Genomic DNA, 12,564 nt, shown 5'->3' with positions numbered 1-12,564 from the left:
AAATATTATAGGAATTATTTTAACCTGCTGATAAAATATTTGTATTTACCCGTCATCTCATCGGGACATATATTCTCGCTGAAATTAAATTTCCATTCTGCCTTTCTCAGCGCTTCTTCCTGAATATTATCCAAAAAGCATTCTTCAATAGCGTCCTTCCAGCCTGAATAATCCTTTTTAATAACCAGATTCACATTAAAACAGTTCACAGCCGTTTGAATTATCTGAAATTGTTTTATTGCCGAAGACATGCTTTCATTTGTATATTCTATTATATTAATTAACACATAGCTATTGAGCTTTTCCCCGTTTTCTAAAGTTATAAAATCGCTGGATCTTCCCGACAATACAATTAATACCGGCGATTTATTACCGCACTTGCATATATGGTCAGTTTTTAAAATTCCCCTATCGCCGGTTTCATATCTAATAAACGGCATAGCGTAGTTTTTCAAAGAGGTAATATAAATATCTCCCTCTTCATTTAATACGGGAATACCATCCTTTAGCACTTCGACAATAACATTGTTTTCAATCACATGCATATTATGACATTTGCATTCATAAGCAATTTCATTCGCTTCATTGCAGCCATACTGATTAACAGGATCTATGCCGAATACCTCATTTATCTGCTTTCTGTAGCTGTCAAATAAATACTCGCCGCTTAACTCTATATGCTTCAGATTCGTCGGAATCTTCATATTATATTGCTTTACTATCTGAGCCATCAGATATGCAATACTGGGCTGAAGCAACATCCAATCCGGATTAAAGCTTATTATATCCTTATAAATTTCAGCAATTCTATCATACGTAAGACCGATTTTAGAAAACCCCATATGTCTTCCGTTCATATCCAGCTCACGAGGAATCAATTGCTTAATTTTGTTGCCCTCATACCTTGAGGAATAAAAGCTGCACCATTTCATATCCGGATCAATCCCATATAAACGGCTTCTTAAAATCCATAACGGCATTAAGGATTTGATATCGTCCTTATAATCCCAAAAAATTTTAAGAAATTTACCGGTAGAACCCGAGGTTCTTTTTAAAACTATATTTTCATTTTTAGGATATTTTTGATACTCGTCAGAAACAAACATCATTGAATTTTCCTGTATCACATCTTTTGTCAGAACAGGTAAATTCTTTAAATCCTCCGGAGCTTTAATCGACGTTACGTCTATATTATTATCATCAAATATTTTTTTATAATAACTTACATGATCATAAGCATAATGTATCAAATCAGATAAACCAATACCGTTCATTTCTTAATAAACCTCCGCGCCTATTTTTTCAGCAACAATTTTTTTAAGATTTCCATACTTAGAAATAATCTCTGAAACAAGCTCGTTTATTTCAAATTCTATATTAAACGTTCTTTCAATATCCGCAATCAGTCTTATTATAGATAGCGAATCATATCCGAAGTCTGTAATCAAATCCGAATATTCTGTAAAATCCTTGTCCGATAATAATACATAAGTATTTTCAATAATAAGCTTTTTCAGACCATCTTCCAAATTATAATTATCCGCCACTTTTATTCTCCTTTTTTTAATTTCTTGAAATTTTACCGTTACTGGTTTTATCAATTCCGTCTACCACTTTAAATCTTAATGGAACCTTTGAATTTGACAAATTATTATAGCAATAATTAATTAATTCTTGTAAATTAAAATTACCTTCTGAATTTAAAGTGATTTCCGCCTCCGGAACTTCTCCTAACGTTTCGTGATAAACCCCATAAACCAAAGATTCCTTTATATTCGGATGATTATTAAGAATATCCTCTATTTCCTCGGGATAAATATTTTCACCGCCCCGAATTATAATATTTTTCTTTCTTCCCACTACATATAAATTATTTTCATTATCAATCCAGCCAAGATCTCCGGTATGCAGCCATCCGTTTCTCAAAGCCATTTCCGTTTCTCTGCGTCTCAAATAATAGCCCTTCATAACATTATTTCCCTTTACGGCTATCTCCCCTATTTCTCCGGTTTTACATTCATTATCGTTTTCATCTACTATTATATATTTGACATCGGGTATATGTTTTCCTACGCAGTTATTGTTAATTGTATTTTTATCTTCAAAGTAATGCGATACTCTGGTAGAAGCTTCTGTTAATCCGTAGGTTTTAACAAATTGAACGTCCGGAAACAAATTTGCCAATTCATTTATCTTTCTCCCGGGAGCAGGCGCACCGCCGAAGCAAACATATCTTAATGAAGATATTTCATAATTCATAATTTTATCCTTTTGATTCAATATTTCAAGCAGCATATAAGGTACGCATGAGAAATTGGTTATACTGAAATTTTTTAAGCTGTAAAAGAGATTAACCGGCGAAAATAAGGTTTCCATAAAAGATACTGCGCCGCCTGCATATAAATGCGTTAAAAACTGAGATACTACCGCAGAAATATAATACATCGGCAGAAAAATCAACGTTACGTCTTTTTCTGTGATTTTTAAATCCGTTACGATTGATTTAACGCATGACATCAAATTTTCGTGTGTAAGCATTACGCTTTTCGGACAACCAAGAGAACCCGAGGTGTGAAGAATCATTGCAACATCTTTAAGTTCCTCTTTATCGTACAGACGATTACCTTTTACATTACATAAATTATAAATTTCAGCTTCACCGTTATTTTTAAGACATATTATTGATATTTTTTTCTCAGTTAGATCGACTAATCTGTCGCAAAATAATTCGTTTGTTATAATAACGCTTATGTCAAGATATTTTATTATTCTATCCAATTCAGTTTTTTTCATATTAACGTTAAACGGAACAACCACATTATCTGAATAAGCAACCGCAAAAAAAGCCACGGCATAGTCTGAAGAATTCGGTAGAAATATCCCAAGAGGCTGTTTTCCCTTCCCGCAGCTATTAGTTATAAGCTCTGACAAATTAATTGAATAGGATACCAATTCTTTATATGTAATTCTTTTGTTTTTGTAAATTATGGCTGTTTTAGAAGAATATCGATAATTGTTCAATATATTATATATATTAATAAGGAATCACCAACTTTATAAAATAGTTATATAATAAGATTTTTATAATATCAACATATTTTATAGAAAATAAATATATTGTTATTGATTTCTACAATATTAGTATAATATACTTTACCAAAAATTTCAATAGTTTTGCCCTGAATGCACCAAATTCAGCCCTAAATGCCAAAAAATGACATAAGTTGAAAGCTTATGCCATTTTTCCCGTATTTAATTAAAAGCGATTATTTCCTAAACTTATATTTTTAATCGCTCAAGCTTTTATAACCTCCCTTCATACTATTAACATATTCCTTTGTAAGCATTGCAACAAATTCATCCTTCTTCCTCTGCGCCAACGGCAGTAAATCGCCGTTTCTCATAACAATCACAAAATTATTTTTGATTTTCTTAACATATTTTAAATTTAATATACAGTCCCTTCTTGATCTATAAAATCGACTTTTATCCAGATTAGAATAAATTTCCATTAAGTGCTGTTTAACCAGGATTCTTTCATTAGACGTATGTACATAAACTTTTTTTTTGGATTCATACATAAAGTAATAAATATCATTAATGCTAAGGCAAATTGTTCCGTCGTCTGTCGGAAACATCAGCTTTCTTTCTTCATCTGCATGTACTACGGCAAGATAGTCGTCCATTACCGAATATATTTCATAATCCGTAAACGGCTTCGTTATAAAATCAAATGCATGAACCTTATAAGCTCTGCGCCAATTTTCTACAAAGCTTGTAATATAAACTATTGCAACACGGCTGTTATTAGCCCTTATATTACGTCCTATTTCTATTCCATTGGAAGATTTCATTTCCGTATCAAGAAAAATCATGTCGAAGCACTCCTTTGCATTAAGAAGCTCATTGCCATCGCTGAATTTATGAATCTTGTAATTTATAAGCTTTTTTTCACAATAGCTTGAAAGTATTTTATTTACTATTTTAACAGTTTCTGTTTCATCATCGCAAACAGCAATCCTCAGCATACATATCCCCCTTGATTAAGATTCTGTTAACGTTTAATATTTCGTATATTTTATAAACGATTAAAACATCATAATAAATTTTATACTACTTTTAATAATTAATCAATATTTTTTGAGATTATTTACAAAATGTTCACAATTTATGTCGAATCCAGCTTTATTTAAAATTATCATCGTATCTTTACAGACAGCTAAAAATAATGTATAATTATAGATATTGTTTCCCTGCTTTTGCAGCCGAAAAACAGGAAAAAATAAAAATAACCGGCTGAGAATGGAGCTTAAAAAATGAATTATTCTCCAAAGGAAATATTAAGCTTTGTGGAAGAAAACGACGTTAAATTTATAAGGCTTACATTTACAGATATTTACGGACAATTAAAAAATATTGCGATTATGCCGGATCAGCTTTCATATGCGTTTGAACACGGCATTGCTTTCGACGCTACAACCCTCGCGGGATGTCACGCCGATCTTCTGCTTTTTCCGGATATATCAACGCTTTCAGTACTGCCGTGGCGTCCCAAATCCGGCAGAGTTATCAGATTTTTCTGTAATATAATGTGCACTGACGGAACTCCCTATAAAGGCGATCTAAGGCATGAGCTTAGCAGCTATATAGAAAAAATGCGCGAAAAGAACTATACCTGCGAAATAGGTACAAAATGTGAATTCTATCTTTTTAACACCGACGACGAAGGAGAGCCTACAAGAACTCCTCACGATCAGGCAAGCTATCTTGATATAGCTCCTCTTGACAAATGTGAAAACGTAAGACGTGAAATTTGCCTTTCGCTGGAGGAAATGGGATTCAGCCCGCAAAGCTCCAGGCATACCCACGGCCCCGGACAAAACGAAATTGATTTTACAAGAAGCGACGTACTTACCGCTGCCGACAACATGATATATTACAAAACGGTAGTTAAAAACGTTGCCGCTCAGAACGGATTATTCGCAACCTTTATGCCAAAGCCTATTGAAAAAAAACCGGGCTGCGGACTTCACATAAGCATCGCTGTTAAAAACGGAGGAGAATTTATATTTTCGCCGTCCGCCGATACTCAGACGGAAAAGGGCAGCCAGTTTATCGCCGGCATTTTAAACAGAATACGCGAAATAACTTGCTTTCTTAATCCCATTACAAACTCCTATAAGCGTCTCGGCGAAAACTTTGCCCCTAAGTATGTAAACTGGTCCTTTGAAAATCATTCGCAGCTTATAAGAATACCTTACACCGCCGGCGGGAAACATCCGAGAATAGAAGTGCGTTCCGCTGACGCCGCATGCAATCCCTATATTGTTTTCAAGCTGCTGCTCGCCGCAGGATTTGAAGGTATTGAAAATCATTCTGTTTTAGGAAAGGATACCTTTACCTGCTCGTCGACAGGAAACTTCGCGGAACTTCCGAATAATCTGGAAGAAGCGCTGAAGCTCGCTAAATCAAGCGGTTTTGTAAAAGAAAATCTGTCGCCTGAAATATATGAGGCCGTATTTAAGCGACTTGAATACGATTTGACGGAATATAATTTATCGGATAACAAGCCTGCTTTCGAAAATGAAAATTATTTTAAAATTATTTAAAGGTTGTGAATTTTATGGACAGAGTGCTGTTGGCTTCAGGTTCAGATAAAGGAATAGAGCTTCTGTCTCAGCTTTTAAAGATATCGGGCTATGGTCAGATCATCGGCACAAAAAGCGGAAACGACGCAAGAAGATGCATAAATCAAAACGAATACGGGCTGATTGTCATCAATACTCCGCTGTCGGATGAATTCGGTCACGAACTTTCTATTAAGGCGGCTGAATCTTCAAATTCCGGAATAATTTTAATATGCAAATCTGATATCTCAGACGAGGTTTCAGATAAATTAAGCTGTTACGGAGTCTGCGTTATCCCTAAACCGGTAAATAAAACTTTATTTCATCAATCTATAAAGCTTGTTTCAGCAACACGTTCAAGAATGCTCGGACTCCAAACAGAAAATTTTAAGCTTCAGACGAAAATTGAGGAAATACGCTTGATCAACAGAGCCAAATGCTGCCTAATACAATATTTGAAGTTTTCAGAGCCTCAGGCTCACAGGTATATTGAAAAACAGGCAATGGATACCAGACAGACAAGAAAGGAAGTCGCTCTTAATATTCTCTCTACTTACGAACAATAATAAATAAGGCAAATCCTTTCGGATTTGCCTTATTTATTATTGTAATTTTTCAGCTTCTGACCGCATATAATTAAACAAATATTGTCAAGGAGCTGATAAATTTGAACGAACCCGAACACTATCCCTTTACCGCACAACCTCTTCCTTACCCTGTAAACGCCTTATCGCCATGGATAAACGCTCAGACTATGAAAATCCATCATGACAGTCATTATGCAGGCTATGTTAAGAAGCTGAACGATACTCTTAAAAACTATCCGCAGCTTCACCATCTTCCTCTTGAAGCGCTTTTAATAAAACAAGCCTTTCTTCCGGAAGAAATCAGAACGAGTATAAAGCGAAATGCGGGAGGAGCTTTTAATCACAGACTGTATTTTGATTGCCTTATACCAGCCGGAAGATCAAGAATTTCCCCTGAATTTGAAAAAGTAATAAATGATAATTTCGGGAGCCTGAAATCGTTAATATGCTGCTTAAAGGAAGCAGCAATGTCAGTGTTTGGATCAGGATATGCATACCTAACTTCCGATATGGGCGGCAAAATGCATATTATAATACTTAAAAATCAGGAAACGCCCATAGAACAGCGTCTTAACCCAATCTTCCCTATAGACGTATGGGAACATGCATATTATCTGCAATATCAGAATCACAGAGAACGATATGTTAACAATATAATGAAGCTCATTAACTGGAAAGTCCTTGAGAAGAATTATTATTGCTGATTCTGTTCCTGATGTTCAGCGCCGCGGATATTATCAGAAAACCGAATATTATTCCAATTAATCCGCCGGCAGAATCTATAATAACATCCTTAAACAGCGGCGTTCTTCCGGGAACGAATTTTTGATGAAGCTCGTCAATAACCGCATAAATAAAACAGCAGCTCCAAGCCAAACCGAACGATTTTGCATACTTATTAGTCAAAGCGCTGAATGCGGAAAAGCAGAGAAAGCCAAGAAAAAAATACATTAAAAAATGAGCTGTTTTTCTAATAAACAGATTAAACTGATCTACTATTATATTTTTCATGTCTAAATCCATAGAATCATATCCTTTAAAAACCTCTTCGACAATTATAGAAGTAATTTTTCTGCTAAGCATATTAGTATCAAAACTATTCTGAGAGGAAAAAATAAAAATCACAGTCATACATACAGCGGAAAGAGCAAGACAAATAAACGGAATTAATTTTTTATACATATTTATCACCGAAACCTATTGATATTTATTTATTATAGCATTATTCAGGTAAAGTGTAAAGCTATAAATTAACGATGCGGCGCCTTAACGGCGTCCTTTTTTCATCATCTCTTAAATATGTCACAATTTATTAGTATAAGTCATAATATCTGATTGCTTCAAATAGAATTTTATGATAGAATGTATACATATATATTAAACCTTTAAGAAAATAACTATGCAAAAATACAAAAAGGTTTTAATTAAAAAGGTGGGAATTAATTATGAAAAAACTTTCCAGAATAACAGCCCTGCTGTTATCGATATGTATTTCCGGTTCCGCTGCCGCAGGAACCGTTTACAACAAAAATAATTCTGCGTATGCTGCCGGATCGTCGTATGCAGAATACCTTGACAGAGGAATTTCAGCAGTCAATACCGGATCCGGAATGATGATAAGTTGGCGTTTTCTTGCTGACGACAGCGACAGCGCAGTATTCAAGCTTTACAGAAACAATACCCTAATCTATACAAGCAACGCCGGAGAAGCTACCTGTTTTCTTGACGCCTCCGGAAAATCCTCGGATACATATAAAATAGAAACAATAGAAAACAATAAAGTAATATCGTCAGACATATGCAAGCTTCAGTCCGACAAAAATTACCTTGAGCTTAAGCTTGATACGCCGACAAGCTCAAGCTGTACTTACAGTCCTAACGACTGCTCCGTCGGAGACGCGGACGGGGACGGAGAATACGAGCTGTTCGTAAAATGGGATCCGTCAAATTCACAGGATAATTCAAAGTCCGGCAAAACCGACAAGGTTTATATCGATTGCTACAAGCTCAACGGCGAAAAACTATGGCGTATAGATCTGGGCTACAATATACGCGCCGGCGCACATTATACGCAATTTCTGGTTGCAGACTTTGACCTTGACGGAAAAGCTGAAATGACCTGTAAAACTGCCGACGGTACAATAGACGGCACAGGCGCTGTTATAGGCGATAGTTCAAAAACCTACAGAAATTCCAAAGGCTATATTCTTACAGGTCCTGAATACTATACTCTATTCGACGGCGAAACCGGTAAGGCTCTCGATACTGTAGATTATAATCCCGGCAGAGGAACAGTTTCAAACTGGGGGGACAGCTACGGAAACCGTGTAGACAGATTTCTTGGAGCCGTGGCATATCTCGACGGAGTAAAGCCAAGCGCAGTTACAATAAGAGGTTATTATACGCGTATGACCGCCTGCGCTTATGACGTAGTAGACAAGAAGCTTGTACAAAGATGGTATTTTGATACCGGCAACGATTCCTCCGCCTCCGGATACGGCGACGGAAATCATAACTGCATGCCGGCTGATGTAGACGGCGACGGAAAACAGGAAATCGTTTTAGGAAGCACATGTTTAGATGACAACGGAAAGGTATTGTGGTGTCTTAACAAAGGACATGGAGACGCAATGCATCTCGGTGATCTGCTTCCTTCAAGAGACGGATTGGAGCTGTGGATATGCCATGAAGATAAGCCCTACGGAGTTTCGTTAGTCGACGCCAAAAACGGAGAAATTATTTTCCATAAGGACGGCGATTCCGATACCGGAAGATGCTGTGCAGGAAACGTATGGGCAGGTAACGACGGAGCCGAATTCTGGGGATTGGGATACGACGTATATAACGGTTCGGGAAATACGCTTTCCTGCAAACGCCCCGCTGTAAATTTCCTGACATATTGGGACGGAGATCTGGAACGGGAAATCTTAGACGGTTACACCGATTCACCCGCTACAATCTCAAAAATGGGAAACGACGGCAAGCTTTCCACCCTATTAACTACCGACGGATATTATACATGCAATACTACTAAGGGTACGCCTTGTCTTTCCGCCGATATCTTCGGAGACTGGCGTGAAGAGCTTATCGTAAGAGCAAGCGACGGAAAATCAGTCAGAATTTACTGTACTCCCTATGAAACCGATTACCGTATTACCACGCTTATGCATGATATTCAATACAGAACTCAGGTTGCAGGACAAAATATCGCCTACAACCAGCCGCCTCATCCAAGCTTTTATCTCGGATCAGATCAGAACCTTCCGGCCAGACCGCTGATAAAAATAACACCGCCAGCCGGAGGTCCTGTAACTCCGGATCTTACCGCAGCCGCATTGAATGAGGGAGCCGTTTATACTATACAAAATGAAAACAGCGGTCTTTACATGGAGGTTGAGGGCGGAAAAAGCGAAAACGCCGCCAACGTTCAGCAATGGGGCGCAGACGATCCCGCTTCCCATAACACATGGCGCGTATTGTCTGCCGGGGAAGGTTATTATTATATTTACTCGCAGGTCGGAGATAAAATTACTTATCTGCTTGACGTAGCAAACGGCAGCGCGGACAATGGAACAAATATTCAGATTTACAGCGATACCAAGGCGGACGCACAGCAATTTAAGTTTATAAAAAATGACGATGGAACATATTACATATTAACCAAAGCGTCGGGCGATAAGAGCTGCGTTGCGGTCGCTTCCGCCTCAGGATCAAGCGGAGCGAATATAATTGAATATAAGCTTCAGCTTGGAGATACGTCGCAGAAATGGAAACTGAATCAAGTAGAAGATACAGGCTGTAATATGGATACAAGCAAAATATATATGTTTAAAAATCAAAACAGCGGACTCTTTATGGAAGTCGCAAACGGTACTGCCGAGGACGGGGCAAATGTTCAGCAATGGGGCGCTGACAAAGTGTCTGCTCATAATTCATGGACGCTGAAATCCTTCGGCGGCGGCTATTACTATATTATATCGCAGCTTGCGGACGGAAGGACTTATTATCTTAATATTACCGGAGGAAGCGGCGCCAATGGAGCAAACGCTGAAATTCATACAAATAATAAAACAAGCTCTCACCTCTTTAAATTTGTAAAAAATCCGGACGGAACATACTATATCCTGACCAGAGCCTCCAAGGACGCAGCTGCAATCGAAATTGAAAATGCAGATAAGTCAAGCGGAGCTAACGTCGCCCAGTGGACAGTCAACGGAAATACGTGCCAGAAATGGATTGCAGATGTTTCCGAACCTGTTACAACTACAAGCGCTGCAATTACAACGAACCCTTCAGAAACAACTACTACAACTGTGACTACAGCTATTCCTAAGCCTGAACTTAAAGGCGATACAAATCTTGACGGCAAAGTTGCAATAGCTGATATAGTATTGCTCCAGCAATATATGGTTAATAAACAAATGTTAACTGAAAATCAAATGATTATTTCGGATGTGAATAACGATAATATCGTAAATGTGTTTGACGTGATTTTGCTGAAACGTATACTTAATATCTGAATTCATATTTTAAAGTTACGGCAGATAAAAGTAAATAACAGTTTTTTTGTCGCCTGATAAAACATCGTAATACATTCCTAAAGCTTAATCCCAAAAGGATACGGTACTGATTTGTACCGTATCCTTTTTATTATCGCTTTTTATCAATAATAGCTCATCATTATATTTTCAAGATTTCACCCAGAAATCATTTACACAATTCGACATTCATAGTTTTATAGTATATAATATATCAGGCTGAGCTGAATTTTTTTTATTTTTCCTGTCCACTTTATTGATATTGGTTCAAACTTGAATATTTTATTTATCGGCAAAAATCCGATTGTCCATATACATATGTTTATCTTTTTCAAGTTCACTAATTAATTCGTAATCAGCGCCTAATTCTTTTTCTAATTTTTCATATATTAATTTAGACCTTTTAAAAAAATCATACCATTCTTCTTTTGTCCAAGGTGAAGGATCCGGTGGATATTCCCAGTCTAAGCTCGTATCAAATTCATCACATAAACTGTTTATTTCATCAATCAGTTCTTGTGAAATTGGAAGGGCATTCGGCTCTATTGCTCCATCATTTGCCCAAAGGCAAAATCCACCGTAATCAAATGAAAATCGCAATTCGTTTTTCATATAAATTAACTCCTTTTATCTTAAAATGGAAGAAATGAAACAATAAAACCATTATTTTCATACGCCATGCGATATTTCTATCCGTTAACTATATACTCGGCATAAGATCATTTTCACTTATACCTTTGTAGTTTTTTCCATTTGAAACCAATTCATTCATAAGATTTTGCGGCTTCAATTTTTATTTACTTACTATTTCTCCATTACAAATAACGGTACAATTGGGAAGTATTTTAAGTAATTGTTGCTTATCATTTTCCGTAAGGGGACCTAAAATATCTAAATACTCAATATTATAAAAATTTTCAAAAATTTTTATATTGTCTATATTACTTACACTTACATTTAAAACATAACAATCATTAAAATAATTTAGTGAAGATAAATTATCAACAAATAAGTATTCGTAATATAAAAGTTTTTCAGGTTCTTGATCTTTTTGGTCTTTTAAAAAATTATAATTGTAAATATACACCATTTCTCCGGGACGCACATGAATCATAACACGAATAAACTTATTGTATAACCCGTATTTTTCCTCTGATATACATTCATTTATATTTTCTTTTATATTATTTATATCGTTAGTACATTCATTTATATCAAACTTGTCAAAATCTTTTAAATGAAAACTCATATAAATATAATCCGATGAGCGTTTTTCTTCTTCAGTACGATAATAATTAAACTGGTTTAAATTCAAATTTTGAAGTTTTTCATCGATATTTGAATATTCATTAATAACAGGATTTTTTAATATTTGAATTATTATAAAGAATAATAGAAAAAATAATACACAGCCAAAATATATTATATAAATGATTTTCTTTTTCAGTAACCGGCGTATCATTTGATATCATTTCCTTAATCATATTCAATTTTTTAACCGCTATTTAATTATATATCAATAATCTGGTTTTTTCAATAGAAAAATTTTTCGCTATAAAAGCCTGCCGTTACCAGCAAGCTTTTATTGTTCATTATGAACTATAAGCCACGGTAGAATATCTTTTACAGTTATCTTCTCATCTGCCAGCATTAAACCGATCTTTATTAATTCATTTTATGTATATTTAAGATCAACGCCGTTAAGCTCTAAGAATATCAGCGTTACATGAAGTCCGATCCTTTTGTTGCCATCTATAAAAGGGTGATTGGATATAATAAAAAATGCAAGCTGTGCAGCCTTGTGCTGAATTA

At 35.9% G+C, this 12,564-nt stretch carries 12 protein-coding genes; 4 read left to right on the top strand and 8 right to left on the bottom strand.

Features of this window, described 5'->3' with window-relative positions; genetic code table 11:
- Positions 1-14: 14 nt before the first annotated feature.
- From ACYQ0N_RS04690 to ACYQ0N_RS04675, 4 genes are all read right to left on the bottom strand, one after another.
- Positions 15-1,274, bottom strand: coding sequence for a phenylacetate--CoA ligase family protein (locus ACYQ0N_RS04690; protein ID WP_177532489.1), 1,260 nt, complete (start codon positions 1,272-1,274; stop codon positions 15-17).
- 3 nt (positions 1,275-1,277) lie between these two features.
- On the bottom strand, positions 1,278-1,547 hold the full coding sequence (locus ACYQ0N_RS04685; RefSeq protein WP_177532490.1) for an acyl carrier protein: 270 nt from the start codon (positions 1,545-1,547) through the stop codon (positions 1,278-1,280).
- 16 nt (positions 1,548-1,563) lie between these two features.
- A complete protein-coding gene (locus tag ACYQ0N_RS04680) occupies positions 1,564-3,021 on the bottom strand; it encodes a class I adenylate-forming enzyme family protein (protein ID WP_460161993.1) in 1,458 nt (485 codons plus the stop codon).
- A gap of 266 nt (positions 3,022-3,287) precedes the next feature.
- The gene (locus tag ACYQ0N_RS04675) at positions 3,288-4,028 is read right to left on the bottom strand and encodes a LytR/AlgR family response regulator transcription factor (protein ID WP_177532492.1); all 741 of its coding nucleotides are present in this window, start codon (positions 4,026-4,028) and stop codon (positions 3,288-3,290) included.
- Between the two features lie 288 nt (positions 4,029-4,316).
- Between ACYQ0N_RS04675 and ACYQ0N_RS04670 the strand changes: the two genes are divergently transcribed.
- From ACYQ0N_RS04670 to ACYQ0N_RS04660, 3 genes are all read left to right on the top strand, one after another.
- Positions 4,317-5,609, top strand: coding sequence for a glutamine synthetase family protein (locus tag ACYQ0N_RS04670; RefSeq protein WP_177532493.1), 1,293 nt, complete (start codon positions 4,317-4,319; stop codon positions 5,607-5,609).
- A gap of 14 nt (positions 5,610-5,623) precedes the next feature.
- On the top strand, positions 5,624-6,193 hold the full coding sequence (locus ACYQ0N_RS04665) for an ANTAR domain-containing response regulator (protein WP_460161992.1): 570 nt from the start codon (positions 5,624-5,626) through the stop codon (positions 6,191-6,193).
- 101 nt (positions 6,194-6,294) lie between these two features.
- Positions 6,295-6,918 (top strand): superoxide dismutase, encoded by a 624-nt coding sequence (locus ACYQ0N_RS04660; RefSeq protein WP_177532495.1) that lies wholly within the window; start codon positions 6,295-6,297, stop codon positions 6,916-6,918.
- Here ACYQ0N_RS04660 and ACYQ0N_RS04655 read toward each other — a convergent pair.
- Complete coding sequence (locus ACYQ0N_RS04655; protein ID WP_460161991.1) at positions 6,881-7,396, bottom strand: VanZ family protein; 516 nt, start codon at positions 7,394-7,396, stop codon at positions 6,881-6,883. The genes ACYQ0N_RS04660 and ACYQ0N_RS04655 overlap by 38 nt on opposite strands.
- A gap of 263 nt (positions 7,397-7,659) precedes the next feature.
- Here ACYQ0N_RS04655 and ACYQ0N_RS04650 point away from each other — a divergent pair, with 263 nt between their 5' ends.
- A complete protein-coding gene (locus ACYQ0N_RS04650; protein ID WP_460161990.1) occupies positions 7,660-10,734 on the top strand; it encodes a rhamnogalacturonan lyase family protein in 3,075 nt (1,024 codons plus the stop codon).
- Between the two features lie 300 nt (positions 10,735-11,034).
- Here ACYQ0N_RS04650 and ACYQ0N_RS04645 read toward each other — a convergent pair whose 3' ends face one another.
- From ACYQ0N_RS04645 to ACYQ0N_RS04635, 3 genes are all read right to left on the bottom strand, one after another.
- Positions 11,035-11,364 carry a hypothetical protein gene (locus tag ACYQ0N_RS04645; RefSeq protein WP_177532498.1) on the bottom strand — a complete coding sequence of 110 codons (330 nt, stop codon included), beginning with the start codon at positions 11,362-11,364 and terminating at the stop codon, positions 11,035-11,037.
- Positions 11,365-11,545: 181 nt separating this feature from the next.
- Positions 11,546-12,214 carry a hypothetical protein gene (locus ACYQ0N_RS04640; RefSeq protein WP_460161989.1) on the bottom strand — a complete coding sequence of 223 codons (669 nt, stop codon included), beginning with the start codon at positions 12,212-12,214 and terminating at the stop codon, positions 11,546-11,548.
- Positions 12,215-12,427: 213 nt separating this feature from the next.
- Positions 12,428-12,562: a type II toxin-antitoxin system death-on-curing family toxin gene (locus tag ACYQ0N_RS04635; RefSeq protein ID WP_460162178.1), complete on the bottom strand. Its 135-nt coding sequence runs from the start codon at positions 12,560-12,562 to the stop codon at positions 12,428-12,430.
- Between the last annotated feature and the right edge of the window lie 2 nt (positions 12,563-12,564).

It is taken from the genome of Ruminococcus sporogenes, assembly GCF_054655175.1.
Note: the sequence above shows the minus strand (reverse complement) of the source record. Positions and strands in the feature narration are given on the sequence as shown.

Bases quoted from the DNA above. Each gene is read 5' to 3' on its own strand.
- ACYQ0N_RS04690 (WP_177532489.1), bottom strand. From the start codon at position 1,274: ATGAACGGTATTGGTTTATCTGATTTGATACATTATGCTTATGATCAT.
- ACYQ0N_RS04675 (WP_177532492.1), bottom strand. From the start codon at position 4,028: ATGCTGAGGATTGCTGTTTGCGATGATGAAACAGAAACTGTTAAAATA.
- ACYQ0N_RS04670 (WP_177532493.1), top strand. From the start codon at position 4,317: ATGAATTATTCTCCAAAGGAAATATTAAGCTTTGTGGAAGAAAACGAC.
- ACYQ0N_RS04665 (WP_460161992.1), top strand. From the start codon at position 5,624: ATGGACAGAGTGCTGTTGGCTTCAGGTTCAGATAAAGGAATAGAGCTT.
- ACYQ0N_RS04655 (WP_460161991.1), bottom strand. From the start codon at position 7,396: ATGTATAAAAAATTAATTCCGTTTATTTGTCTTGCTCTTTCCGCTGTA.
- ACYQ0N_RS04650 (WP_460161990.1), top strand. From the start codon at position 7,660: ATGAAAAAACTTTCCAGAATAACAGCCCTGCTGTTATCGATATGTATT.
- ACYQ0N_RS04645 (WP_177532498.1), bottom strand. From the start codon at position 11,364: ATGAAAAACGAATTGCGATTTTCATTTGATTACGGTGGATTTTGCCTT.
- ACYQ0N_RS04640 (WP_460161989.1), bottom strand. From the start codon at position 12,214: ATGATACGCCGGTTACTGAAAAAGAAAATCATTTATATAATATATTTT.